The organism is Taklimakanibacter albus (assembly GCF_016595235.1).
In the GTDB taxonomy this organism is placed as follows: Bacteria; Pseudomonadota; Alphaproteobacteria; order Rhizobiales; family Aestuariivirgaceae; genus Taklimakanibacter; species Taklimakanibacter albus.
On record NZ_JAENHL010000004.1, the window covers coordinates 525,778 to 551,771 of the forward strand.

The window sequence follows — 25,994 nt, forward strand, 5'->3', positions numbered from 1 at the left end:
GCCCGGATGGATGATTCCCGGCCGATGAGACGAATGAAGTCGATGGGAACAGAGCCTGGAGACGTCCCGGACCTTGCCGATCACGGCACACTGCAACTCCTTGAACTGCAGGATAGGGAGCGATGTTTTCGCGAGCTGTTCGAGGCAAGTCCGCACCCTCTATTTGCGGAAGATTGGTCGAAACTTAAGCGCTATGTCGACAAGCTGACAGCCGAAGGCGTCACCGACATCGTCGCTTTTTTCGCCGCTCATCCCGAAGAGCTGGCGAAGATCCCCCAGCTTGTCGAATGGGCTCACATCAACGAAGCGGCAGTCAGAGTCTACGGGCTGTCGTCCATGCGCGAACTCGTCGACTATTTCAAATCGGCCCCACAGGCCAGCTTTCATATGTACCCGCTGTGCATTCAGCGCTTCCTGTCAGGCGAGTCCTACGCCGAGATCGAGAATGTCGATGTCACGCCGGCGGGAAGAGAGATCCACCTCGTCGAGACGTTCCGTCTGCCGAGCGGCTATGCGGGTGACTGGTCACGCATCTTTGCGGGTGTGAAGGATATTTCAGCGCTGAAGAATGCCGAGATCGCACTCCGGGACCAGGAAAGACGCCTGAGGGAGGCGCTGGCGGAGTCCGACCAGCTTCTGAAAGCCAAGGACAAGCGCGCCCAGGAACTCGCGATACTGGTGAGTCTCAGCGAGGCCATGGCCATGTCGCTGAACGCCCAATCGCTGACCCGCATCGTCGGCGACAAAGTACGCGAGATTTTCGGCACTGAGATCACTGAAATCCTTCTCTATGACGAGAAGTCCCAGACGATCAGCGTCCCCTATTCCTACTATCGAGGTTACCAGTACTTCGAATCGTTTCCGTTCGGCGAGGGCCTTACGACAAAGATCATTCGGTCGCGCCAGCCATTGCTCCTAAAATCGCAGGCAGAGCAAGTCCAGGGGGGCTGGCTTGTGTTTTCGGAAGACGACAAAACCGAATCCTATCTGGGCGTGCCTCTGTTCGCCGGCGAGAAGACTGTGGGCGTGATCAGCGTGCAGTCCTATCATCAGAATACTTTCAACGAGCATCATCAGCGTCTTTTGCAGATACTGAGCACAGGTATCGGGGCGGCTCTCGAGAATGCCCGCTTGTTCGATGAAATGCAGGAACTGGTGCGGGAAACAAAGGCGCGGAACACCGAGCTCGCCTATGTGAACGGGCTGCAGGAAGCGCTCGCCTCGGGCCTTAAGCCCCAGGAAATCTATAATCTCATCGGTGAAAAGATTCATGAGGTCTTCGATGCTCATGTGTTGGATATCGGGCTGTTCGACGAGCAGGAGCAGATCCTGCATTTCCCCTATACGATCGAACGCGGCGTCCGCTTTCCCGACGCCCCGATGCCTTTGGTCGGTTATCGAAAATATGTGATGGAAACCGGCGAGCCTTTGCTGCTTGCCGGCGACATGGAAACCGCGCGGCAGAAATATGGAAACCCGACGGCGCGCCAGGGCGAGCCTCCCAAATGCTGTCTCTTCGTGCCGCTGATCTTCGAAGGCAAGTGCCGCGGCGTGATCTCGCTGCAGAATCTCGATCGTGAAAATGCCTTTGTCGAGTCCGACATCACGCTCCTGACCACCATCGTCAATGCCGCAAGCGTGGCGCTGGAAAGGTCCCGTTTGCTTGATGAGACCCAGCGCCTGCTCAAGATCACCACAAGCGACGTGGAGAAGCTGCGCGAGCTCGAGAAATCGCTTGTTGCCGCGAAGGAGTTCGCCGAAGCGGCGAATACCACGAAGAGCACCTTCCTCGCGACCATGAGCCATGAGATCCGCACGCCGATGAACGGCATCATCGGCATGACACATCTGCTTTCCGCGACCAGGCTCGATGCCGAGCAGACCGAATATTGCGACACGATCGCGCGCAGCGCCGCGGGCCTCCTCTCGATCATCAACGACATTCTCGACTTTTCCAAGATCGAGGCCGGCCGCCTCGATATCGAGGCGATTCCGTTCCATCTCGACCAATGCGTCGAGGAATCTCTCGACCTCGTCTCGTCGCGCGCCGCGGAGAAGAACCTCGAGCTCATCTACTGGATCGACCCGGAATTGCCCTGTCACGTGGTCTCGGACCCGACGCGGCTGCGTCAGGTCCTGCTCAATCTTCTCAACAACGCGGTCAAGTTCACCGAGAAGGGCGAGGTATTCCTGAAAGTGCGGCGCGCCGGCGCGAATAGCGACATCGTGCGCTTCAGCGTCGCCGACACCGGTATCGGGATCCCCGAAGATCGCCTCGGGACGCTGTTCCAATCGTTCAGCCAGGTTGATAGCTCGACCTCACGGCGCTACGGCGGGACCGGCCTCGGGCTCGCAATATCCAAACGGCTTGTCGAGATGCTGGGTGGCGACATATCGGTAAGCTCCGAGATCGGCCGCGGCGCCGTGTTCGAATTCACCATCAAGGTGGAATGGGCGGTTGGAGGCATCGTTTCCTTCGACACCGAGAGCGTGAAAGGCAAGCGCGTTCTGATCGTCGACGATAACGCCACCAATCGGCGGGTCCTCGAGCTGCATGCCAGGTCGTTCGGCATGGTGCCGACGCTGGTGACCGGCGGTGAGGAAGCCTTCTCCGTCCTCGGCCGCGGCGAGCCGACGGACGTAGTCATCCTCGACATGCAGATGCCGCATCTATCCGGGATCGATGTGGCCAAGCGGATCCATGATTTGCCTCATTGCCGGTCATTGCCGCTCATCCTCTATAGCTCGCTGCATATGAGCCGCGCCCAGATCGTGCAGATGGTCGGACCCAGGCTCTTCGCCGACATCCTGAGCAAACCGATCAAGCCATCGGCATTGCTGCAATCGATCATGGCGGCGATCCTCGCCGTTCCCAAGCTAGCGGCGCCGGCTGCCGTCAAGCCGGCGGTCGAACTCGACGGCAGCCTCGCGGGGGAATGCCCCCTCAATATTCTCGTGGTCGACGACCATCCGACAAACCGCAAATTCTGCTCGGCGCTGCTCAGGAAGCTGGGCTACGCACCACAACTGGCGGTGAGCGGCCGGGAGGCCGTCGACATGACCGCCACAGCCTCCTTCGACACCATTCTCATGGATATCGAGATGCCGGAAATGGACGGCATCGAAGCGATGAAGATCATTCGCAGCCTGCGCTCGGAGGTGATGCAGCCTTATTTCATCGCCCTCACCGCGAACGCCATTGCAGGTGACCGGGAGACCTATCTGAAAGCGGGCATGGACAATTATGTGAGCAAGCCCATCGAGCTTGCCGAGCTTGTCGGCGCTCTGCGTACCAGTTGGCAGGTGCGCGTCGCGCGCCGGGGAAATGGGAGAATACTATGAGCATCTCACATCAAGCGATCGAGCGCATGATGGAGCTCATCGGCGGCGACAAGACCGTCCTGGCGGAGATCCTGCAGAGCTTCATCGATGAGGCGGAGCCCTTGGCGGCGGCCGTCCTCGCCGCCGCCCGGGACGGTCGGCTCGACACGCTGGGCCGCGCCGCTCATACGATCAAATCCAGCGCGCGGGAATTCGGCGATGCCGAGCTCGCGGCACTCTGCGCCGCCATCGAATTTGGCAGCAAGCAAGGCGCGCTGGCCGATGCGATCGCAAGTTCGGAGAAGATTGCCCGGGGCTGCATCACGCTCAAGGACGAGCTCGCCGCCTATATCGGCCGGGAATTGAACGGGGAAACCGCATGAACGGACAAGGGCGGATACTGGTCGTGGATGATACGCGGCCCCTCAGGCTCAAGCTCGCCGCCGCGACGACCGCTCTCGGTCATCTATGCCATTCGGTAGCAAGCGGGCGCGAAGCGCTCGACCATATGCGGAACCATCCGGTGGATGCCGTGCTCCTCGACATCGTAATGCCCGAGATGGATGGATTCGAGGTTCTGAAGGCCATGAAAGGAGATCCCGCGCTCAAGGAAATTCCAGTCATCGTCATTTCCTCGCTCGATGACACGGAGAGCGCGGTCCAGGCCATCGAGCTTGGCGCTGAAGACTTCTTGCCCAAGAACTTCGATCCCGTGATTTTCAAGGCGCGCGTCAATACGCTTCTCCAGAAGAAGCGCGTGCGCGACGCCGAGGTGGACTACCTGAAGCAGGTGCAGAAACTGGCGCGGGCTGCGCAAGTCCTGAAGGTCGGCAATTACAATCCCGCCAAGCTCGGACTCCAGGAGATATCCGAGCGGCGCGATGCACTGGGCGATCTCGCACGCGTCTTTTCTGACGCCGCGCAGAAGGTCTATGAACGCGAGCGCCGCCTCAGGCAGTCCATCAAGACCTTGCGCGGCGGCTTCGGACTTATCCTGCTCGGCATCATCTGGGGCCTGGTCGCGCCACTTTCGCGCATGGCCTCCGGGCTCGATGCCCATCCTTTCGGGATGGCTTTCTGGGTGAGCCTGCTGAGCGGCCTTTGCTGCATCGGCTGGTCGGTGGCCAAGGGAACCATGCCGAGGCCACGTGAGATACCTTGGCGCTATTTCATAGCCTACGCGCTCCTCGGCGCCGTCGTCAGCGAATCCCTCGTGTTCTTTGTCGCGGGCAAGATCGAGGCGAGCATCATTTCCATCATCGTCGTTCTCGAAGGTTTCCTCGCCTTTGCCTTCGCCGCTTTCATGCGGATCGAGCAGCCAAGCCTGTCGCGATTTGCCGGCCTGCTCCTGGGCCTTCTCGGTGTGCTGGTCATTCTCTATGACAAGTTCACCGGGGCGAGCTCCAGCGCCCTGCTGTGGACGGTCGTCGCCCTCTCGATACCGGCCTGCTATGCGGCGGAAGGCATCATGCTGGCGGCGCGGCGGCCGGAGGGTATCGCGACCATCACGACGGTCGGCATCATGCAGCTCGTCGCCGCCGTCATCCTCCTGCCGATTGCGCTCGCGACCGGCCAGATGATCTATCCGGCCGCCACGCCTGGCGCGATGGAACTGACCATCATCCTGATCGCCGCGGCCTCGCTCTCCGCCAACGTCCTGTTTCTCCACCTCATCACCGGTCTCGGCTCTGTGTTCGCGGGCCAGGCCGCCTATTTCACCACCATGGCCGGGATCGGCTGGAGTGTCGTGCTCCTGGGCGAAAGCCTCAATGGCTGGATATGGGCGGCGCTGGGGCTGACGGCCGCCGGGCTCTTTCTCGTCGGACCGAAACATGAAGCGGAACCCGAGCCGCCAGCCGTGGGGGCCATGCACGAGGCGCCGCAAACGTGAGCGCGTCTTTCTCAGGCCTCACCCTTCGCGGAAGGTATGGGCGATCTGGTCGGTCAGGGGCTGCAGGAAATAGCTGAGGGGCGTGCGTTCGCGGGTCTGGATGAACGCCTCGGCTGGCATTCCGACTTTGAGCTTGTGGACGCCGAGCAGCTTGATCTGCTCCGCTCCGAGGCGGATACGCACCGCATAGAAAGGCAGCGAATCTGCTGATATGCGCGTCAGATCGGCCGCCACTTGCACGACCTCGCCATTGACCTCGGGTGTCGTGCGCTGGTCGAATGCGGGGAAGCGCACTTGTGCCGTTTGTCCGAGATTGACCTGATCGATGTCCTCCGGACGCACCTGGGTATCGATCACCAGCTCATCGAGTTCGGGAACGATCGCCATTATGTCCGCGCCGGGAGCGATCACGCCACCGATCGTATGCACGTTGAGCTGATGCACGACGCCGGCCCGCGGTGCGCGAATCTCCATGCGCGCCAGCTTGGCCTTGGCGGCGGTCAACCGCTCATCGGTCTCGGCAACCTTGGCTTCCGCTTCGCGCAAGTCGCTGAGCGAGCGGGTGCGCGCATCATCGGTGATCTGGATGATTTGCAGCTTGGTTTCGCTGATCCGCCCCTTGGCGGCGGCGATCTTGGCAACAAGTTCGCCCTCTTCTCCCTCCAGCCGTGCCCGCTCGCGATCGAGCGCATAGACCCGGCTCGCCTCGACCAGCCCCTGCTTCAGGAGCTTCTTGAGATTGGAGAGCTCCTCGCGCACGAGTGCCGTCTGTTCCCGTTTCGACTCATATTGCGCCGTAAGACCGGTAACTTCCTGCCCGAGCTGGCCGATCCGCTCGGTCAGCTGCTCGATACGCCCATCGAGCGCTGCTTTCTGCACGCTCAGCAACTTCCGCTGCCCGCTCAGGAGTTCGGCAATTCGCGGCTCGGACACCCTGGCAAGTAAAGTCGCGGGAAACCGGACTTCCCTCAGATCATCCCGCTCGGCGATGAGGCGGGCCCGCTTGGCGTTCACTTCATCGAAGGTTCCCTGCAGGATCGACAGCTCGGCGCGCGTATCCGTTTCGTCGAGCCTGACCAGGACTTGTCCGGCTTCGACCCAGTCGCCATCCTTGACCGCGATATCGGCGACGATGCCGCCGTCGCGGTGCTGAATACGCTTGAGATACGTTTCGACGACCGTGGTCCCCGTCGCGATGACCGCCCCCTGGATCGACGCCATTGCCGACCACAGTCCCATGCTGCCGATCAGCAAGCCCAGACCTGCAAATCCCGCCAATTGATAGCGGCGTAAGGTCTTGATGGTGGACGCGGACGTCATCCCCTCGCCTCGACAACGGTCAGGCCGCCGGGCCGGCCGGTGCCATCGACAGGACGCGCCAGTACCTTCGCAAGCACTTCATCCTTGGGCCCAAAGGCGAATACCCGGCCTTCCCGGAGCACCATCAGCCTGTCCAGTGAGGCGATGGCGCTTGGCCGGTGTGCAATGACGATGACCGTGCCGCCGCGGGCACGGACCGCGGCGATCGCTTTTACCAGGGCCACTTCGCCATCCGCGTCGAGATTGGCGTTGGGCTCGTCAAGCACCAGAAGAGCCGGATCGCCGTAGAGCGCCCGGGCGAGGCCAAGGCGCTGGCATTGGCCGGCCGAGAGCCGACGCCCCCCTTGGCCGATAATCGTATTGTAGCCGTCCGGCATCTGCAGGACGAGCTCGTGGATATCCGCCTGTTGGGCCGCCCCCACCACGGCCCGCGGATCGGGCGTGAGAGCAAAGCGCGAGATGTTCTCTGCCACCGTGCCGTCGAACAGCTCACCTTCCTGCGAGAGATAGCCGATCGACCTTCCAAGCACGTCGGCATCCCACTGATCCGGTGTCGCGCCATCCAATCTGACCGTACCGCGGGTCAAGGGCCAGGCGCCGACCAGCGCCTTTGCCAGGGTGGATTTGCCGGCGCCGGTCGGACCGATGATGCCCAGCCCGTCACCACGCTCGAGCGCGAACGACACACCTCCGATCAGAGGCATCTCCGTACCGGCGGCATAGGCGGTCAGATTGTCCACCGTCAGCCGGCCGGTCGGTTGCGGCAGGCCCATGCGCGGCCTGCGCACCGGCGTGTCGGCGAGGAAAGCACCCAACCGGCGCCACGACCGCACGAAGCCCTGGAATTGCGGCCATTGGCCGACCGCCATCTCGACCGGCGCCAGCGCCCGCGACATGATGATGCTGGCGGCGATCATCACGCCGGGCGAGACCTCACGGCGGATCGCGAGATAGGCGCCGAGGCCGAGAACGGCCGACTGGAACACCAGCCGCAGCGTACGCGACAGGCTCGCCAGCAGACCGCCGCGATCGCTGGCCAGCATGTGGCTTTCGAGCGCCTCATCCTGGGCGCCGGCCCAGCGCTGGCGCAGACGGCCGACCATGCCGAGGATCGTGGCCGCTTCGATGTTGCCGCGACATTGATCGGCCAGTGAATTCGCCTGCATGAGCGCTCGGTGAGTCACGATGGCGTGCTTGCGGGTCGTTCGCTCGGTGAGAATGGCGATCACCGTCAGCAGGACGGCCGCGAGAACCGCCATGTAGCCGAGCAGATTGTGCATCAGGAAGATGACCGCCAGATAGATCGGCGCCCACGGCATGTCGAGAAACGCCAGGGGACCGTTGCCTTGCAGATATTGCCGGATCGTCTGAAGGTCGCCCAGCGCCTCGTTGCGCGCGCCTCCTCCGTCCCTGAGCGCCCGCATGGCCATCGCGTCGAATACCCTCTCGCGCAGCGTTTCATCGACGATCCGTCCGACCCGGACGAGAAGCCGCGAGCGGATGAACTCCAGAAAGCCGTAGAGCGCATAAAGAACGGCGGTCAGCAGGGCCAGGGCCACCAGGGTGGAAACGCTGCTGCTGGTCAGGACCCGGTCATAGACTTGCAGCATGAAAAGCGGGCCGGTGAGCATCAGCAGGTTGGCGAACATGCTGAACACAACCAGCGACAAGAACCCGGATCGGCACGTCGCCAGTGCCACAGACAATTCAGAAACTGCGGAGCTTTTCCTGATCACGCACTAGGCCAGGATGTCGAAGTCTGTCGCCGCGAGTGCGGGTATCGCGCCGGCGAACGTGGCGACCAGCCGACTGCCGCCGGCATGATTTCCATTCGCGTCATAGAACAGTTCATGCGTGGCGAAGTTGAATATGAACCGGTCATTTGCATCTGCCGCCAGGCCGGTGCTGTTGGACAGGAATTGTGACGGATCGAGCGGCCCAGCGGTGAGACCGCCACCGAACAGCGATGCGGAGATCGCCAATCTGTCACCGGCTTCGAAATTCTGGATGATATCGCGGTCGGCAAAGGCCGGCGTCAGCACGAATGTGTCGGATCCTGCAGCGCCGTTGAGCGTATCAATTCCGGCGCCGCCGATCAGCCGATCATCGCCGCCGCCACCATTGAGCGTATCGCTTCCTTTGCCACCCGTCAGTGTATTGGCTGCGTCATTGCCGGTCAGACTATCACTCTGGTCGGTTCCGATGACATTCTCGAAGTTGGCGATCTTGTCGGCGCCGGCATCGCCGCCCTTGGCTGCATTCGTGGCCAGGTTCACGGTAACCCCTTTCAGTGAACCTGCATAAGAGAGCGTGTCGTGAGATCCATTGCCGCCATCCAGCCTGTCCCCACCGGCGCCGCCGATGATCGTGTCATTGCCGTCGCCCCCCTTGATCTGGTCGTTCCCCTCTCCCCCGATGAGCGTATCGTTGCCGTTGTCACCGTTGATCGTATCATTTCCCTTGCCCCCGTCGATGACATCGTCGCCATGGAGTCCCGACAGGATGTCATTTCCGGCGAGGCCATAAATGGTGTCGAAGCCCTTGCCGCCGGTAAACGTATCGACGCCTTTCGTGCCGCCGAAATCCATCGCGGCGAAGCGAGAATAATAGTCATGCGCGATGGCCTCGAAATAGGCCGGATCGATCTGGACTCCTTGCCAGCGCGCAATGATCTCGCCGGTGGCGCCATCCATGACAATGTAGTCCGGAAAGGCGGGCGTCTGCGTGCCCCGCACAAAATCCATCAGGACGTCGACGTCACCATTGGTCGTTATGACGGATGATGTGAGATCGAAGTTGTTATGCCATTTCAGCGCATCCTTTGTTGTGGCCATCCGGCTGTTCACGTTCTCAACCAATACCTCGAGGAAATTGAAGTCGCTTCCCAGTTCGGCCGAGAGATTTTCCACATTCGAGGAATAGAAAGCGCAAGGCCCGCACCAGACCGCGCAGACGGACATGACCACCAGATTGTCGCCATAGCTCAGCAGCGACTGGGCATTTCCGTTCTGGTCGGTGAAGACGAGGTCCGGCACGAATTCGCCGACCTCGTCAAATTGCCCGAGACTGGTCGTGGCGTTGGGTGAAGAGGTCAAGTGCGTGGCGAGGTCGACAGCCGGGCTGCCGCTGGCATTCAGCGCGGTTTCGAGCGGCTCATCCACGGTCGTGTATTCGATGTTCCCGGCCATGTAAGCGCCGAAGTCCAGCGCTTTGACGAGATCAATCGAATCCGTTGCGGGCGGGCGGTGGAACGCAAACGCTCCCATCGGCCATCCGTAGAACTCGAAGGGCGGAAGGAATGAAGCCACGAGGACATCTCGCGCCTCGTATCCGGACGGATCGTTATTGTCGACATGGAAGACGCCGACCAACGGTGAAACCCCGTCGAGCGGCTCGGAATAACCATCAAGCACGACGATGCGCACATCCAGCGAGCGCCCGGCGGCGCTTGCCGCCGCGGCGAGCTCATTGGCTTGCGCGATTTCCGCCAGTGCGAGCGACGTCAATTCACCGCCCGGAGTCAGCGTATCTTTGATCACGAAGACGACGGTTTCAGCGTCGCCATTGAAAAGTGAATCGGCCGTCGCCGCATTGCCCGCCGCGTCCTTCAGCGGCAGCCCGTCGAGGGCGGTGAAAAGGTCCGTCGGCACCACCGGGTAGAACTCGCCGGCGCCGATATCGACTCCCGAACCGAGGACGCGATACGCTCCCCGACCATCGATTGGCAGGGCCTCGCTTGTGTTTCCGTCCTGGTCGAGGTCATGAATATCGGCAGGGAGCAGCGCGGCGCTGCCGGCATCGATCAGGACACTGCCGGACCCCGGCGCGAAGGCCACCAAGGCCCCATTATTGTCGTATACTGCGCCCAGGCCGACATCGCCGACATTTACCAGATTGTTCGTGGAGCCGGCGCCAAGCGCGACATTGGTGCTGAATGCACTGTTGGTCGCGACGTCGATCGTCCCGCGCACGTCATTGTTGGCGGCGGGTACAAGGTCAGGCTCATATGAAAGCAGGCCCGAATAGTTGTTGCCGATGACCGTATTGGTGGCGGTGATCGATCCTCCGGATTCCTGGAAAATGCCGCCGCCCTCGTCCGTGTTGGTGCCGCTCGCACCGGCCAGATTGGCGGTGATCGTGGCGCTTTGCAGGACGAGAGTCGAATTCCAGGCGCTGATGCCGCCACCCTTGCCAAGTGCATCATTGATGCCGATGGTCGAGTTGGTGATCATCACATTGCTGTCTTTGGCGTAGATGCCGCCGCCCTCCTCTGCCGTGTAATTATACGCCACCAGCGAATTGGTGATCGTCAGGTCGGTCTGATCGACGGCGATGCCGCCGCCCTTGCTTGCGGCGCCGTTGTGCTCGATGGTCGTATTGAGAATGTCGAGCGTGCCGGCATCGGAGGCGAGAATGGCCCCGCCCTCGCCTGAGCTCGTGCCGTCACTGAGCCTCAGGCTGGTGAGCGCTACGTCGGTAGACGATCCGGTTATGTTGAAGATGCGATGGGCATTGTTGCCCGAAATCGTCACATCCGCCTTATCGTCGCCATTGATATCGCCAAGGATCGTGACGTCGCTGGTGAGCGCCAGTTCGTCGTTGAGGACGATGGCCTTGCCGCCGAGCGCCGGCGCGAAAGTGATGGTATCCGCATCGGGATCGGCATTGGCCAGCGCGATGGCTTCTCGCAGCGACAAATCGTTGGCCGAAATGTTGCCGTCATTCTCATCGGCGAGAACGGTGACTACGAAATTTGCCATGACGGGTCCTTCTGCTGGGTTACGCTCATAAGGCTCTCGGAGGGAGCCATAGAACATCGCGCGTTAGGACTGCGCTTGGCCCACGACCTCGGGCCCCTTCCTTTGCGTTAGGTCTGCGTCAGAAATACCGTTATGAGCAAAATTCCACGGACCGGTGAATGGCTACGGCCTCGGGTCCAATCGCGCCTTGAGATCGCCGCACAGGCGCTCGCGCGCCGCGGCCTCATACGGAAGCCGCGCGCCCTGCCCCCAGACCGGACCCGGCCAGGCGGCGTCCGTCTCGAAACGGGCGATGACATGCACATGCATCTGGCGCACGATATTGCCGAGCGCGCCGATATTGACTTTGGTCGGCTTGTAGAGCTGCGTCAGCGCCTCGCCGGCGCGCGCGATCTCATCCGATAATTGATGCGCGTCGGCGCGGGTGAGTTCGGTCCACTCTTCGAGCCCGGCGCGCCGCGGCACCAGGATGAGCCAGGGGAAACGCTGGTCGTCCATCAGCCGCACTTGGCTGAGCGGCCAATCCGTCACGAAGACGCTGTCGGCCTCGAGGCGTGGCGAAAGAGAGAAACCGGTCACCGGCGTGGGGTCAGCGCTTCTTCCAGTAATAGAAGGCCTGGAACACCGGGCGGTCGACGTCGCGGCCGTTTTCGAGCAGCTGCTCGACATGCCAGGCGCGACCGGCGATCCAGATGGTCGACCAGATGACCGGGAAGAGACCCAGCACCATCAGGCCGTACATGACGAAATCCGGCAGGCCCATAAGCTGCGACAACGCCCAGATGATGGCGGCGAAGGCCGCGCCGAGCTTGGTCACCGACAAGAGCACCACCCCTGCCGCCGACAGGAAGCTGTGAAAAATACCCATCGAATGAGAGGTTGGCGTGGGCGGGGCCTTGGGCGTGATGATTTCCTGTTCCATCCGGGGAGAGATAGTCCGCCTCGGTCAAAAATGCAAATCAGGCCGCGTCGGGCAGGCCGGGGCTGGGAGCCTCGGGTTTGGCCGGTTCCCCCAACGCCGCGATCATGCCGCGGGCGATCTCGCGCTCGCCCATGATGACCGTGTCGGCCCCGAGCTTGCTGAGATAGTCCACTTCCTCGTCCGAATGGGCCCGGGCGATGATCCTGATTCCCGGATTGACCGCGCGGGCGAGCTCGACCACCCGGCCCGCCTCGAAGCCATTGGGAATGGCGAGGATGGCCAGCCTGGCGCCGGCGATATTGGCGGCGGCCAGCGTCTCGGCCTTGGCCGCATGGGCCGGGATGACCTCGATATTCTTGTCCCGCAACGCCTGGACCCGGGCGCTCGCATCCTCGATGACGAGAAACGGCCGGCCCGCCTCGCTCAGCGCCTGGGCGACGAGGCCGCCGACCCGGCCATAACCCGCCAGCACGACATGATCGCTGAGCGTGGTCGTGGGCAGGGCGTCCTCGACTTCCACACTGGCCGCCACCTCCCCGCCTATCTTGCGCTCCACCTTCGCTTTGACCAGATCGATGGCGGCGAAAGCCAGCGGATTGAGCAGGATCGACAGGATGGCGCCCGCCAGGATGAGATCGCGTGCCTCTTTCGGGATGAGCCCGAGCCCCAGGCCGACATCGGCGAGGATGAACGAGAATTCGCCGATCTGGGCGAGGCTCGCCGAGATGGTGAGCGCCGTCGATGTCGGATGGCGGAAGGCCCGCACGATGAGGAAGGCGGCGAGCGACTTGCCGATCAGGATGACGAACAAGGTCGCGATGACCGGCAAGGGATCGCGCACCAGGCTCATCGGGTCGAACAGCATGCCGGCCGAGACGAAGAACAGCACCGCGAAGGCATCGCGCAAGGGCAGCGATTCCTCGGCCGCCCGATGGCTGAGCTGTGATTCGCTCAACACCATGCCGGCGAAGAAGGCGCCGAGCGCCAGCGACACGCCGAATAATTTGGCGGCGCCGAAAGCGACGCCGAGCGCGATCGCCAGCACCGCCAGGCGGAACAATTCGCGCGAGCCCGTATGGGCGACATAGTGCAGGAGCCATGGAATGACCTTACGCCCGACGATCAGCATGAGAGCGACGAACAGGGTCACCTTGATGAAGGTGATGACCAGCACCCCAGTGAGGCCTGGGCCCACATAAACCGCCAGAGGATCGACATGCGGGGTGTCGTCGCCCTTGAGCTGGAGGAACTGGGCGAGAGCCGGCAGCAGCACCAGCGCCAATACCATGGCGAGATCCTCGACGATCAGCCAGCCGACCGCGATGCGGCCGCGCTCGGTCTCGAGGATGCGCCGTTCCTGCAGCGCCTTGAGCAGCACCACCGTGCTCGCCACCGACAGCGCCAGCCCGAAGACGAGGCCCGCCGCCGGCGTCCAGCCGAGATACCAGGCGATGCCATACCCCATGAGGGTGGCGATGGCGATCTGGACCACCGCGCCCGGCACCGCGATCGCCCTCACCGACAGGAGGTCCTTGAGCGAGAAATGCAGGCCCACGCCGAACATGAGCAGAATGACGCCGATCTCCGCCAGTTGCGGCGCCAAAGACTGGTCGGCGACGAAACCGGGAGTGAACGGCCCCACCACGACACCGGCCAGGAGGTAGCCGACCAGAGGGGGCACCTTGAACCGATTGGCGATGGCGCCGAGGACGAAGGCTAGGCCCAGGCCGATGACGATCGTGGCGATGAGCGGCGTTTCATGCGGCATACTGGGCGTTTTCTCCTTGTTCCGGGTGGCGATACCGGATTATGGCCGTCCTGCCCATGGGGGAACAAGCAAACTATTGCGTCATGACAAGGAGTTGTGTGAAAAGCCCGGAAAGCCGCGGCGATGCCACATTCACGCGGTTAGAGTGGATGCCTACCCAAACAACCCGGCCCTCCTCATGAAGCTCACAAAGCTTGCCAGTCTTCTTTGTCTTGTCGCCACGGCAGGCCTTGCCCATGCGGCCGATTTGCCCGCATCGGCCGAGGATCTCAAGGATTATGCGGGTAAATACCCCTTCGACGTGATCGGCGGCTATTCCTTCTTCGAGAACCCCAAGGTGATCGAGGCCTTGGACAATGCGGCGGGTTCCGGAACCGCCGACTGGATCGACAATCTCGATGTCGGCACCCCGATCACCCGCCAGGAGGACGGACTCATCGCCGCCGTCTGCGAGGCGCATAATTGCGCCGGCAACAATGCGGCGCTGGCGATCGCGGAATCGGGCCGGCTCATCGCCCTCTGCCTGTACTCGAAAGCCGGCGACCTCAATATCGTTCCCGGCCAGGTGCGCTGGATCGGTCTCAATCTCGACCGCTATGTCGACCCGCCCGACGAAGGCGGCGGCTGCCCGCGCGACGCCGATGAATTTCTCGATGCCTATACGAAGGTGCTCAAATAGGCTGAATCGATTTCTGAACCGCTCCAGCCAAGACCATGATTTGCCTCAGGGAGTTGCCGGTGAAGTGTTTGCCGAAATGGATGTGTGCAGCCGCCTTCCTTCTCGCTCCGCTGAGTGTCGCGGCCCAGACCGGCACCGAGGATTCGGGCGCGGTTCTGCTCCCCGGTTGCGAATGGAAGGAGCAGACCGTCTTCATCCACGGCAAGCCCAATCAGCAGCTGAGCTTCCGCTATCAGGCCTGTACGGGCAAAGACCTGCCCAAGGTGATCTACGCCCTCAATGAGCGCGAGGAGCTCATTCAATCCTGGGGCGGCGACCATGGCGGACCGATCGCGCGCTTCTGGGCGCTGGGCTCTGAGAAACCCTCGGAGCTGATCCACAAGATCGCCGCTCCTACCATCGAGGATAAGGAGATCGGCCGCTGCGTCGTCCATCTCGATTTCGCCGCCGGCACGTATAACTACGAGCCGAATGCCGCCTATATGGAGGAGCTGCTGGCGACGGACGAGGTTTTCTCCGCTTGCGGCGACTACGGCACGACCAATGACGCGATCCAGTATTTCGTCGTCATCGACAAGGTGCTGCTGGCCTATGTCTGGCTCGGCCAGGACACGCCCTTCTTCGACCCGGCGAGCTTCAAATATGTGAACAGCGAGAAGCCAGGAGTTGTCGAGTAACCCGCAACGATTATTTGCAATAGGCCTTGCCGCTGCGCCGGCTGGCGAGATCGAGATGGAAGTGATCACCATGATAGCGGTCGGACCCCGGCCCCAGCACGGTCATGAACTCGCCGCAGGCATCCTGGCGGATCTGGCGCAGGAATTCCCGCTCATCGCCCTCGCCGCGCCAGCCCTGCTTGACGGTGATCTTGCGCCCATCGGCAAGTGTGAAGCTCGATATGTCGATGGCATTGCCGAAGCCATGCTCGCTCATCTTTGCCCCGCGCTTGTTGTTGCGGGCCCGGCAGGAATAGGAAGCGGCGACCGTAATGCCCGTCACTTGTGAGCCGAAGGCCTGCTCCGCCGCTGGCTGGACGGTGCCGCTCATCCAGTCATGCAGCGGCTGGGTCACGCTGCAATTGAGCGTCGCCGGCTGGCTGAACTGGACACCGGCCACCGAATACATCTTCCACGGATTCGGCACCTGACAGCCATTGCCCTCATCGATCGGATCGAGCTTTTCCGCCTCGCCCAGGATGCGCGGATCGGTCAGGCAATGGATGGGCGGCGCGATGAGGCCTTCGGTGGTGAACTGCTTGGAACCGTCGCCGCAGGCGGAGAGCATGGCGAGGATGGCCCCGCTGATGGCGAGCCCCGCAAGCTTGTGGAAACGCATGACCAACTCCGGAACACAACCGACCCGTCCCGGACGTTAGAATTTTAAGATTAATGGAGGCTTATGACGCATCAGCCCGAAAAGTGCGAAGCGGTTTTCGGGCAAGCTGATGCGCGTTAGATTCCACGCATCAGCTGACGCGCCAGGAACCCTACCCTTCCAGCGCCGTCATCAGCTGGAACAGGTCGCCTTTGCGCTTCGACAGGTAAGACGTGAAGATGCCGCGCTGCATATAGATCATCGAGAAGCCGAGCACCTTGGCATCGGCCACCTTGTAGCTCTTGTTGCGCCAGACGAGCCGCCAGTTGACGGTATAGGTCTGGCCCGACATCAGGAAGATCCGGCTCGATACCGTCACATCCTTGCCGTCGGTGGTCGCCTCGCCCACTTCGTATTTGGCGATCGGATATTCGCGCGACTGATCGGCGAAATAGCGCGACATGAACACCGCCACGCCACGGAAATAACGCGGCCGCTGGGCCGCGCCGAGATTGGCCTTGTATTGGCCGAGCGAATAGAGCGCGATCTCCGGAACATCGGCATAACGCTGGATGACGTTCAGGAAGGCATTGACGGTTCCCTGGCGATGCGCCTCGAGCAGGTCCTTGCCCACCTTTCGCATGAAGGCGACAGAGGGGTGATCCTTTTCGCCGGCTACGGCCGCACTGCCGCCGATCGCCGCGGTGGCGACCACGGCACCCGCCTTGATGAAGGCGCGCCGCGACAGGCTCTTCGGAAATGTCGTCATGATTCGCCTTGATTAGCCTTCAAGCGCCAAGACCTAACGGAACCGGCGGCGGGTCGTCAACTGCAGCCCCTACCAGCTTTCAGCGCTCTTCAACTCGTCGAAGAGAGCGTTGAAATCGCCCTTCGAGCGCTTCAGCACGTCGGTGAAGCGCTTCTTGAGCTGCAGCGACAGCCATACGCCACGCACATTGATGTCGCCGATCTGGCCGGCCCCGAGGATACGCCAGCGTACCTGGCTCGTCGAGCCGTTCTTGAACCGCACCAGAGAGTTGACGATCGTCGTGTTGCCCTGCTTCGCCGACGATTCGATCTCGATATTCGAGCCCTGGAACTCGTCGACATAATAGACGAAGAAGGCCGCCATATAGAATGAGACCAGCTTGACGAACTCGCCCGCCATGTTGGGCGGCAGGTCCTTGCGATAGGGTCCGAGCGCCACGAGGCCGACCGAACGCACATTGGTGTGCTGGTTGATGAGGCCGGAGAAGCGCTGTCTGAGCGCGGCTTTGCCGCCGCCGCTATTGGCGAGCTTGATGACGCTCGTGCCGACGCTGGTCACATATTTTTCCGCGGGGCTGGCGGCGAGTACCTCGCGGCCGGCGAGCGTGGTGGTGAGAAGCAGCGCCGAAAGCCCCATGAAGCCACGGCGGGTCAAGCGGTTGGGGAAACGTGTCGAGCTCATCCTTGTTCCATCAAATTGATGCCAGCCCTCTCAAGGCGGGAGTCCTGCCAGAGGTGACGGGGTTTGTGCAAGCTGAGACTTGGTGAAGATCCTGTGACGGCTACTTCCGCAAATAGTCGAGGAGCGCTGACATCTGGCCGTTATTCTTCTTCAGGACCGACACGAAATTGGTCTTCTGTGTCGAAGCCAGCCAGATGCCGTCGACATTGACATCGAAGATGCGGAAGCCGCCGCCGCGCTTGACGAGGCGCCAGGTCACCGGCATGGAGCCGCCGCCACCCATTTTGAGGACGCTCTTCACCAGCACGCTGTCGCCGGCGTCCTTGGTGCCCTTCACTTCGAGGCCTTGCCCGGCGAGCTTCTTGGCGTTCTGCTGGAACACCTTGGCAATGTAGGCCTCGACCAGGCTGTAATACTCAGCCTTGACGTCGTTGGTCAGGCTCTTGCGATAGGGCCCAAGCGAATAGATCGCGATCGCGGCGATATCGGCATTGGACCGGAGCAGCGAGCGGAACTGGCTGACCGAATTTGCCCGTGCCGCGGCGATCACGCCGTTGCCGACCGACGCGACATAGCTTTCCGCCGGCGAGGCGGCGAAAGCGAGCGACGGAGCTAATGCCGCCGACAGGCCCAGGGACACGAAAAGGCGACGGCTAAGAGGCCGGACAATGTCAGTCATCGTGGAGAGTCCTCAATAGGGGTTGAGGGTTTGCGGGACCGTTGTTGGCGGCAAGCTGGACACGCCGGAGGCGGTGTCATACCCGGCTGTCTCATTGTTGATCTCGCTTTGCCGCTTCTGTGCATAGAGGTCGCGCACGGTGGCGTACAAATCGGGCGAATTTTTGCGCAAGTTGTCGTAATCGTCGAGCAACGCCTCGCGGCCTGAGATGATTTCCGTGCCGATCGGGATGGAACGCTCCCACAGGGGCGCGTCATAGAGCACCCAGGTCATCGGGTTGACCGCCGTATCGACGACCACGCCGCCGATGTCGCGCGGGTTGGACGGGCCGATGACCGGCAGTACGATATAAGGACCAGGCCCCATGCCCCAGGTTCCGAGCGTCTGGCCGAAATCCTCGCGATGCAAAGGTTCGCCAAGGCCCGTGGCGTGATCGAAGATGCCACCCAGCCCCAGCGTGCTGTTCACCATGAAGCGCTTCATGGTGTTCGCTGCAGCTTCCGGATTGCCTTGCAGAATGTCATTGGCGAGCGTGATCGGGCTCGCGAGATTGGTCAGCACGTTCGACACGCCGCGACGTACCGGCGGTGGAATCACGGCGCGGTAGATGCGGGCCGACGGCTCGAGGACCAGCCGGTCGACGACTTGGTTGAAGCCGAAAACAACGCGGTTGACGCCTTCCAGGGGATCGGGCTGCTCGGCCACGAGATCGCCCGGCACCTGGCTGTCATCCGTCGTCTCATTGAGATCGCCGGGAACCTGCACGCCATCGACCACATCCACCCCCGGCACGGCGGCGGCGGGCTCGATGATCACGCGCTCTTCCGGCTTGGGCTTATAGGCGTGGGGTTTTTTCTTGCGTTCGTCGGCTGGCTTGACCGTAAGCGGGGTGCCTTTGAAGCCGGATTTGTCGGACTGGCGCTCGGCCGAAGCCGGTCCTGCCGTCAGAGCAAAAAGCGCGACCATGCCGACGCATGCCATCATGCGTCGCATATGAACGCTCTTTACTCCGCTATTCGCCCGGCTCATCTGGACTCCCCTGCTCTGCATACTTTAGCGCATTTTTTCCAAAGTACGACCAGAAAATAGGTGACTGTTCATTGCAGCATAGGTCCGACTAAGGCCTTTTTTAGGTTAATGCCAGCCTAACGTTGATTTTGACATAAAGATATGTTTATGTGAGCATGTCAATGGAACAGCCTATGGACGAACTTCTAGCCGGAATGCGGGCCATCGCCGAGACGACGCGGCTCAGGCTGCTTTTCGTCCTGTCGCATGGCGAATTCAATGTCAGCGAATTGACGCAGATTCTCGGCCAAAGCCAGCCACGCGTCAGCCGCCACCTCAAACTGATGGCGGAGGCGGGCCTTTTGTCCCGTTACAAGGAGGGCAGCTGGGTCCTGTTCCGCCTGAGCGAGCAGACCCGGGGCGCCGCCCTCGCCCGCGCCATCGTCGACCTCCTCCCCGGCTCTGATTCGGTGCTGGTCAGCGACATTGCCCGGCTCGAGGAGATCCGCCGTCAGCGCGCCGAGGCCGCCGCCCTCTATTTCGGCACCAATGCCGCGAATTGGGAGAAGCTGCGCTCACTTTATGTCAGCGAGGGTGATGTCGAGGCTGCCATGGTCGACTTGGCCGGGGCCGGTGATCTCGGCAATTACCTTGATCTCGGCACCGGGACCGGGCGCATCCTGTCGCTCTTCGCCGGCCGCGCCGCGCAAGCGATCGGCATCGACCAGAGCCGCGAGATGCTGGGCGTGGCGCGCGCCAATCTGGAGGCGGCGGGCTTGCGCCAGGCGCAGGTGCGCCAGGGCGACATCTACGCTTTGCCGCTGCCCAATGCCGCCGCCGATTTCATCACCATCCATCAGGTGCTCCATTATCTCGACGACCCGGCCCGCGCTTTGACCGAGGCGGCGCGCGTGCTCAAGCCGGGCGGCCGCCTGCTGATCGTCGATTTCGCCCCGCATGAGCTTGAGCATCTGCGCGACCAGCACGCCCATCGCCGCCTCGGCATCGCGCCCGACGCCATCGCTTCCTGGCTGAAGCGCGCCGATCTCCGTCTCGTCCGCGAAAGAACCTTGCCACCGCCCCGGACCAATGGCTCCGGGCTCACCGTTTCGCTGTGGCTGGCCGAGCGCCCGGCCGCGATTGTTGCACAAAAAGAACAGGCCGCGAGGAATCGCGTAGAAGGAAATTTGGCGTGATGAGTAAGCCCGAACTCAAAGTATCATTCGAATTCTTCCCTCCCAAGCAAGAGGCCTCGGATAATTTCTGGAAGGTCATCACCAAGCTCGAGGAGATGAAGCCGCATTTCGTCTCGGTGACCTATGGCGCCGGCGGCACGACGCAGGAGCGCACGCTCGGCACCGTGAACGCGATCCGCGAGCGCACCTCGCTCATTCCCGCCGCTCATCTCACTTGCGTCGGCGCCCCGCGTGAAGACGTCGATAAGGTCGTGCGCGGCTATTGGGAGGCCGGCATCCGCCATATCGTGGCGCTGCGCGGCGATCCGCCGGGCGGTGTCGGCGGCCGTTTCGTGCCGCATCCGGAAGGCTATCGCAACGCCGCCGATCTGGTGCGCGGCATCCGCGAGATCGCGCCCTTCGAGATCTCGGTCTCGGCCTATCCGGAAAAACATCCCGAAGCCGTGTCGATCGAGGAAGATCTGGCCTTCCTCGCCGACAAGGCCGAGCACGGCGCCACCCGGGCGCTGTCGCAGTTCTTCTTCAACAATGCCGCCTTCCTGCGTTTCCGCGACCGCGTCTTCGCGAGGGGCATCGATATCGAGCTGGTGCCCGGCATCCTGCCGATCACCAATTTCGCGCGGGTCAAGGAATTCGCCGCTAAATGCGGCGCCTTCCTGCCACCCGCCCTCGCCCAGCGTTTCCACGGCCTCGATCAGGATCCCGAGACGCGCAATCTGGTAGCCGCCATGGTGGCGGCCGAGCAGGTCGATTTCCTGCGCCGCGAAGGCGTCAACAGCTTCCATTTCTATACGCTGAACCGGGCCGATCTCGTTTATGCGATCTGCCGGGTCGTGGGTCTCGGTGAACAGGCAGAAGCCGCTTGAAGCGCGAAGAAGATTAGTTCTTCCAATCCTCCATCTCGTTGCGTCCCCAGGCCCGGGCGATGGCGGGATTGGCGGTCACGCGATCATACATGGCGCGCACATTGGGGTGCTTCTTGAAGAAGCTGGGGACGTCGAGATTCCAGGTGGCGAGCATCGCCGCATAGACATCCGCCACGCACATCTTGTCGCCGAGGATAAAAGGCTTGTCGCCGAGCGCCGCGGCATAGACGTCCCATTCCTGCGCCATGCGGGCGAGTGCCGCCGCCTTGACGCATTTGCCGCCATTCTGGTCGGACGTATAGCGGTCGGGATAATAGGCGCGCAGATCCGTCATATAAATATTGGTGGCGAGAAAGACGAGCCAGCGCAGATAGGCCGGGCGCTCGGCCGCATCGGGCGCCGGCGCCAGGTTGGCCTTGGGATACTTGTCAGCGAGGTAGAGCGAGATCGCCGCCGATTCGGTCATGACTGTGCCGTTGGGGAGGGTCAGCGCCGGCACCTGCCCCAAGGGATTGACGCGCGCCAGCTTTTCCGGGACACGGCCATCCTGCGACCGCTCGATGATCTCGACCTCGTAAGGCGCTTCCGCCGCCTCGAGGACCGCCTCGACCACTACCGAACCCGAACCCGGGCGCCCATAAAGCCTGTACATGCGAACTCCCCTGTTTTGTTGTCGCGGAGCTAGTTTTCCACCCTCCCGCTGGAAAAGTCACTTGCTTGTGATGCATGGGCGTTTGAAATTGGCGCGGGGGACCTGGCGGACCAATGAGCAAACGCAGCAGCACGGAAAAGAACCGGCCCGACGGCGACCGGCCGGTCAGATTCACCTATTCGACCGCCGACCAGCCCCTTCTCCAGCGCACCGTCATCCAGGCGATCGAGAAGATCGGCGGCCAGGCCAAGCTCAAGAAGCTCTATGACCGCCGCAATGAGCGCGAGCCCGGCGAGAGCTTCTTCGGCACCGCCCTCAGGCTCTTGAAGATCAATATCGAGATCGATCGCGCCGCCCTCGATCTCTGCCCCAAGGAAGGCCCTGTCGTCTTCATCGCCAACCACCCCTATGGCGTCCTCGACGGCATCAGCCTCGCCTGGGCCGCGATGCTGGTCCGGCCCGACACCAAGGTGCTGGCCAATTCGGTGCTCTGCCACATCCCGGAAGCGCGCGACAATCTTCTGCCCGTCGACTTCGCCGGCACCCGCATGGCGCGCGAGACCAATGTGCGCTCGCGGCTGACCGCGATGTCCTAGCTGCGGTCCGGCCATTCCATCGGCATATTTCCGGGCGGCGGGGTTTCGACCAGCGAGCGTCCGCATAAGGGGCCGGCGATCGAGCTCCCCTGGGCGCCGTTCACCGCCAAGCTGATCCGCGCCTCCGGCGCCACCATCATTCCGATTTTCTTCGTCGGCCAGAACAGCCGGCTGTTCCATCTGGCGAGCCATGTCAGCGACACGCTGAGAGCCTCGCTGGTCTTCCGCGAGACGGCGCGCCGCATCGGCACGAGCCTCATTCTCAGGGTCGGTGCTCCCATCACCTGTAACGAGCTCGCTCATATCGAGGATCGCGTCCAATTGGTGAAGGACCTGCGCCGGCGCACTTTCGCGCTGGCCAAACCCGGCGACATCAAGGGCGCCAAGCCCGATCATCATCTGCGCGATTTCACGCGTTGGGTGCCGAAGGACGAGGACTGACTGGGCGCCTTCGCCGCCGCGCGATCATCCGGTCTGCATCATTTTTGAGAAACTGGCTCTTCTCAACAAGTCCGAGTGCACCTATGCACGGCCCTAGCGCGTGATCAGGAAAAGTGGACACCGGTTTTCCGTCCGATCACGCGCTAAATATAAGATTCCGATCACGATCACTTTAGGTCGGAACGACCTAAAGTGATCGTGATCTAGGAGAACAGCCCATGACCGAAATTGCCGCCAAACTCGCCCGCCTGCACAACCGGATCGCCGCGGCCGCGGCACGATCGGGACGAATAGCGGATGCGGTGCGGCTCGTGCTCGTCACCAAAACAGTTGCCCCCGACCGCGTGCGCGAAGCCATCCACGCCGGCCAGACCGATCTCGGCGAGAACAAGGTCCAGGAAGGCGGCAAGAAAGCCGAAGCGCTCGCCGGCGAGCCTGTCAGCTGGTCGATGATCGGCCACCTGCAGAGCAACAAGGTCAAGGACGTCCTGAAATTCGCCGCTGAAGTGCAATCGCTCGACCGCCTCTCATTGGCGGCCGCGCTCAACAAGCGGCTCCAGTTTCTGGGGAGGAACCTCGACGTGCTCGTCCAGGTGAACACGTCTAACGAGGCCAGCAAATATGGTCTCACGCCCGAAGCCGTACCGGCCTTTCTCAAAGAGTTGACTGCCTTCGAGACACTCCGTCCGCAAGGCTTCATGACGCTCGCGCGTTTCACGCCCGACGAGACGGAAGTGCGCCGCTGCTTCCGCGTGCTGCGCGAGATCCGTGACCGCGCGCTGAATGACGCGCCACAAGGCGAGGCGCTGCACCATCTCTCCATGGGCATGTCGGGCGACTATGAGACGGCGATCGAGGAAGGCGCCACCATCGTGCGGGTCGGCCAGGCCGTCTTCGGGCCGCGACCTTTGCCCGATTCCCATTACTGGCCGGATGCTACTTCACACACAGGATGAAGAGACGCGGAAAACGCAGAAGCGCCTTGCCGTCATCGGCCAACGGATAGGCCTTGGCGATCCTCGCTTCATAGGCGGCGAGAAAATCCCGGCGCTCGGCCGCATCGAGAGGATCGATATAGGGCCTGAGCCCCGTGCCCTTCACCCATTCGACAATGCCTTTGGCGCCGTCGATCGGATGATTGTAGTTGGTGTGCCAGATATCGACGCGCGCCGCATGCGGCTTGAGCGCATTGTAATAGACCATCGGCGTCGGCAGGTGCGCGCGCCCGACTTTTTTGATCTTATCCGCCCAAGGACCCGACGCCGCCGTTTCGCGCATCGCCACATGCGAGGGCTCATCGAGATTGTCCGGCATCTGCACGGCGAGCACGCCGCCTGTCGGCAGTGCCGTCATGAGGCACTGCAGTACTTTCAAATGCTCCGGCACCCATTGGAACAAGGCATTGGCGAAGAGAAGATCGGCGCCCTCTTCCGGCGACCAGTCGCTGAGATCACCTTCGACGAAATGCGCCTGCGGATACGCCTTGCGCGCTTCTTCCAGCATGCTCGGTGATGAATCGACACCGATGACTTCCGCCGCAGGGAATCGCTCGATCAGGAGCGCGGTCGAATTACCGGGCCCGCAGCCCAGATCATAGACCTTGCGCGCTTGCGCGAGCGGGACCTGCGCCAGGAGATCGCGCGCCGCGCGCGTGCGCTCATCGGCGAATTTGAGATATTGCGTCGGAGACCAGTCAGCCATGCCACGACTATGGCATGGCTGATCCGGACCAAAGAAGCGGCGAGATCACACAAGCGCGGGATGCGAAAAAGTGGACACCGGTTTTTCGCGGCAATCCCGCGCTAATAGACAAGAATCAATCAGAATATCGTATCGATCGGCAGGCCGAGCGCCATGGCGCCGGCATATTCCGCCTGCGGACCACTTTGCAGCGGGTGATAACGCGCGCCCTGGATGTCGCGGAAGCGCCGCTCCAGGCCTTGCGCGCGGTAGAAGCCGGCGCCGCCCGAAGCTTCCATGGCGAGTTCCACCGCGCGGATCGCATTCTGCCCGACGAGCTGACGCCCCATCATCACCTCATTGATGCTCTCGGCCGACGGCGCGTTGCGCGCCACCGCCTCCAGCATCGACCGGCGCGCCAGCTGAGCCGCCCGCAAGGCGGTGTCCATCTCGCCGACGAGCTTGAGCACGTGGCTGTCCGGTTTCCGCTTCTTGGCCAGTCCCACGGCAATGTCGCGGGCGCTTTCGGCGACGCCCAGATAGACCGAATAGACAAGCGGGAAAGCGATGGTCGCGATGATCTGGAACAGCGGATGCCACTGCCCGGCCTTGCGCCGAAGCGCAATCGCTGCGTCCGGCACCACATGGCCGTCGATCATGACGTCATGCGAGCCGGTGCCGCGCATGCCGAGCGTATGCCAGGTGTCGAGCACCTTCACATGCGGCGAGTTCATCGGAAGGCCGAAATGCAGCACCTCGTTCGTGGCCTCATCGACCGCCCCCGTCATCAGGAGATCGCCGATCGGCGCCGCCGAGGTGAAGACCTTGCGCGCCGTGATACGGTAGCCGCCGTCGACCTTCTCGGCTTTGCCCGAGCCCGCGATCCAGTCGGAGCCGCCGCTCGACAGAAGGATGATGCGCTCATTGGCGATCCGTTTGAGCAGCGGCTCGACTGCGGCGACCTTTTGATGGGTGAAGCGCCAGGCCGGGATCGCCACCTGATGCGTGTGCATCGAGAAAGCGAGCGCCGTCGAGCCGCAATGACGCGCCAGCACGCGCAGCATTTCGGCAAGCTCATCGATCGTGGCGCCGCCGCCGCCCAGTTCGACAGGTACGCCGGCCTCGACGAGCCCGGCCTCTTTCAGGGCTTTGATATTGTCGGCAACGAAATGATCTTCGTCCTCGAGCGAAGTCGCGGCGAAGCGCTGGCCCAGCCTGTCGGCGATCTCGACAATATTCTCTTGCTTCATGGAACGAAGATTCTGCGGCTGGTCCATGTCTATCTCCACTGCAATATGCGCGCCCGTGATTATCTTTCCACGGATATTGTCCGCGGCTCCAGTCACAGAAGTGTACCGGACCGGCGACGGAAGCGTGGGAACAGCTTTCTCGCAGCTTGCAAAACTGTACTGGACTTGGCCCGATCCTTTGGCGTAGCTTCCGCGCCCGAG

The 25,994-nt window shown here is 62.3% G+C and carries 24 protein-coding genes; 9 read left to right on the forward strand and 15 right to left on the reverse strand.

Annotated elements, in window-relative coordinates; translation table 11 throughout:
- Positions 1–33 precede the first annotated feature (33 nt).
- From JHL16_RS03865 to JHL16_RS03875, 3 genes are read left to right on the forward strand one after another with little or no spacing between them, the layout of a single operon-like run.
- The gene (locus JHL16_RS03865) at positions 34–3,342 is read left to right on the forward strand and encodes a response regulator (RefSeq protein WP_210345938.1); all 3,309 of its coding nucleotides are present in this window, start codon (positions 34–36) and stop codon (positions 3,340–3,342) included.
- Positions 3,339–3,704 (forward strand): Hpt domain-containing protein, encoded by a 366-nt coding sequence (locus JHL16_RS03870; protein WP_200183563.1) that lies wholly within the window; start codon positions 3,339–3,341, stop codon positions 3,702–3,704. Before JHL16_RS03865 ends, JHL16_RS03870 begins: the two co-directional genes overlap by 4 nt.
- On the forward strand, positions 3,701–5,212 hold the full coding sequence (locus tag JHL16_RS03875; RefSeq protein WP_200183564.1) for a response regulator: 1,512 nt from the start codon (positions 3,701–3,703) through the stop codon (positions 5,210–5,212). Before JHL16_RS03870 ends, JHL16_RS03875 begins: the two co-directional genes overlap by 4 nt.
- Before the next feature lie 18 nt (positions 5,213–5,230).
- Here JHL16_RS03875 and JHL16_RS03880 read toward each other — a convergent pair whose 3' ends face one another.
- The 6 genes from JHL16_RS03880 to ybaL form a co-directional block, all read right to left on the reverse strand.
- Positions 5,231–6,532, reverse strand: coding sequence for an HlyD family type I secretion periplasmic adaptor subunit (locus JHL16_RS03880; protein ID WP_200183565.1), 1,302 nt, complete (start codon positions 6,530–6,532; stop codon positions 5,231–5,233).
- Complete coding sequence (locus JHL16_RS03885) at positions 6,529–8,268, reverse strand: type I secretion system permease/ATPase (protein WP_348647162.1); 1,740 nt, start codon at positions 8,266–8,268, stop codon at positions 6,529–6,531. Before JHL16_RS03885 ends, JHL16_RS03880 begins: the two co-directional genes overlap by 4 nt.
- A 3-nt stretch (positions 8,269–8,271) precedes the next feature.
- A complete protein-coding gene (locus tag JHL16_RS35200; protein ID WP_200183567.1) occupies positions 8,272–11,292 on the reverse strand; it encodes a choice-of-anchor Q domain-containing protein in 3,021 nt (1,006 codons plus the stop codon).
- Between the two features lie 162 nt (positions 11,293–11,454).
- Positions 11,455–11,871 carry an HIT domain-containing protein gene (locus JHL16_RS03895; protein WP_348647163.1) on the reverse strand — a complete coding sequence of 139 codons (417 nt, stop codon included), beginning with the start codon at positions 11,869–11,871 and terminating at the stop codon, positions 11,455–11,457.
- Between the two features lie 10 nt (positions 11,872–11,881).
- Positions 11,882–12,214 carry a hypothetical protein gene (locus JHL16_RS03900; protein ID WP_200183569.1) on the reverse strand — a complete coding sequence of 111 codons (333 nt, stop codon included), beginning with the start codon at positions 12,212–12,214 and terminating at the stop codon, positions 11,882–11,884.
- Between the two features lie 37 nt (positions 12,215–12,251).
- Positions 12,252–13,982, reverse strand: a complete 1,731-nt coding sequence (gene ybaL, locus JHL16_RS03905) for a YbaL family putative K(+) efflux transporter (RefSeq protein ID WP_200183570.1) — start codon at positions 13,980–13,982, stop codon at positions 12,252–12,254.
- A gap of 178 nt (positions 13,983–14,160) precedes the next feature.
- On the opposite strand from ybaL, the gene JHL16_RS03910 reads away from it, so the two are divergent.
- Together JHL16_RS03910 and JHL16_RS03915 are read left to right on the forward strand one after the other, a co-directional pair.
- The gene (locus JHL16_RS03910) at positions 14,161–14,661 is read left to right on the forward strand and encodes a hypothetical protein (RefSeq protein ID WP_200183571.1); all 501 of its coding nucleotides are present in this window, start codon (positions 14,161–14,163) and stop codon (positions 14,659–14,661) included.
- A 59-nt stretch (positions 14,662–14,720) separates the two neighbouring features.
- A complete protein-coding gene (locus JHL16_RS03915; protein WP_200183572.1) occupies positions 14,721–15,338 on the forward strand; it encodes a hypothetical protein in 618 nt (205 codons plus the stop codon).
- 10 nt (positions 15,339–15,348) lie between these two features.
- Here JHL16_RS03915 and JHL16_RS03920 read toward each other — a convergent pair whose 3' ends face one another.
- The 5 genes from JHL16_RS03920 to JHL16_RS03940 all read right to left on the reverse strand — a co-directional run bounded on the left by JHL16_RS03920 (position 15,349) and on the right by JHL16_RS03940 (position 19,097).
- Entirely contained in the window at positions 15,349–15,996 is a 648-nt protein-coding gene (locus JHL16_RS03920; RefSeq protein WP_246770754.1) for an extensin-like domain-containing protein, read from the reverse strand.
- A gap of 151 nt (positions 15,997–16,147) precedes the next feature.
- Positions 16,148–16,744 carry a Tgt2/MlaC family protein gene (locus JHL16_RS03925; protein ID WP_200183573.1) on the reverse strand — a complete coding sequence of 199 codons (597 nt, stop codon included), beginning with the start codon at positions 16,742–16,744 and terminating at the stop codon, positions 16,148–16,150.
- A gap of 69 nt (positions 16,745–16,813) precedes the next feature.
- Positions 16,814–17,425: a Tgt2/MlaC family protein gene (locus JHL16_RS03930; protein WP_200183574.1), complete on the reverse strand. Its 612-nt coding sequence runs from the start codon at positions 17,423–17,425 to the stop codon at positions 16,814–16,816.
- A gap of 100 nt (positions 17,426–17,525) precedes the next feature.
- Complete coding sequence (locus JHL16_RS03935; RefSeq protein WP_200183575.1) at positions 17,526–18,104, reverse strand: MlaC/ttg2D family ABC transporter substrate-binding protein; 579 nt, start codon at positions 18,102–18,104, stop codon at positions 17,526–17,528.
- 12 nt (positions 18,105–18,116) lie between these two features.
- Positions 18,117–19,097, reverse strand: a complete 981-nt coding sequence (locus JHL16_RS03940; protein WP_200183576.1) for an MlaA family lipoprotein — start codon at positions 19,095–19,097, stop codon at positions 18,117–18,119.
- Between the two features lie 209 nt (positions 19,098–19,306).
- On the opposite strand from JHL16_RS03940, the gene JHL16_RS03945 reads away from it, so the two are divergent.
- Together JHL16_RS03945 and metF are read left to right on the forward strand one after the other, a co-directional pair.
- Positions 19,307–20,308 (forward strand): ArsR/SmtB family transcription factor, encoded by a 1,002-nt coding sequence (locus JHL16_RS03945; RefSeq protein WP_246770755.1) that lies wholly within the window; start codon positions 19,307–19,309, stop codon positions 20,306–20,308.
- Positions 20,308–21,174 (forward strand): methylenetetrahydrofolate reductase [NAD(P)H], encoded by an 867-nt coding sequence (metF, locus tag JHL16_RS03950; protein WP_200183577.1) that lies wholly within the window; start codon positions 20,308–20,310, stop codon positions 21,172–21,174. Before JHL16_RS03945 ends, metF begins: the two co-directional genes overlap by 1 nt.
- Positions 21,175–21,187: 13 nt before the next feature.
- Here metF and JHL16_RS03955 read toward each other — a convergent pair whose 3' ends face one another.
- Complete coding sequence (locus tag JHL16_RS03955) at positions 21,188–21,826, reverse strand: glutathione S-transferase family protein (RefSeq protein ID WP_200183578.1); 639 nt, start codon at positions 21,824–21,826, stop codon at positions 21,188–21,190.
- A gap of 113 nt (positions 21,827–21,939) precedes the next feature.
- Here JHL16_RS03955 and JHL16_RS03960 point away from each other — a divergent pair, with 113 nt between their 5' ends.
- Complete coding sequence (locus tag JHL16_RS03960) at positions 21,940–22,422, forward strand: lysophospholipid acyltransferase family protein (protein WP_200183579.1); 483 nt, start codon at positions 21,940–21,942, stop codon at positions 22,420–22,422.
- On the opposite strand, the gene JHL16_RS03965 is transcribed toward JHL16_RS03960, so the two are convergent.
- Complete coding sequence (locus JHL16_RS03965) at positions 22,419–22,667, reverse strand: hypothetical protein (protein ID WP_200183580.1); 249 nt, start codon at positions 22,665–22,667, stop codon at positions 22,419–22,421. The two genes, JHL16_RS03960 and JHL16_RS03965, sit on opposite strands and share 4 nt — an antisense overlap.
- A gap of 414 nt (positions 22,668–23,081) precedes the next feature.
- On the opposite strand from JHL16_RS03965, the gene JHL16_RS03970 reads away from it, so the two are divergent.
- The gene (locus JHL16_RS03970) at positions 23,082–23,819 is read left to right on the forward strand and encodes a YggS family pyridoxal phosphate-dependent enzyme (protein WP_200183581.1); all 738 of its coding nucleotides are present in this window, start codon (positions 23,082–23,084) and stop codon (positions 23,817–23,819) included.
- Here JHL16_RS03970 and tam read toward each other — a convergent pair.
- Together tam and JHL16_RS03980 are read right to left on the reverse strand one after the other, a co-directional pair.
- Complete coding sequence (tam, locus tag JHL16_RS03975) at positions 23,800–24,564, reverse strand: trans-aconitate 2-methyltransferase (protein ID WP_200183582.1); 765 nt, start codon at positions 24,562–24,564, stop codon at positions 23,800–23,802. The two genes, JHL16_RS03970 and tam, sit on opposite strands and share 20 nt — an antisense overlap.
- A 119-nt stretch (positions 24,565–24,683) precedes the next feature.
- Complete coding sequence (locus tag JHL16_RS03980) at positions 24,684–25,820, reverse strand: acyl-CoA dehydrogenase family protein (protein ID WP_200183583.1); 1,137 nt, start codon at positions 25,818–25,820, stop codon at positions 24,684–24,686.
- Positions 25,821–25,994 lie beyond the last annotated feature (174 nt).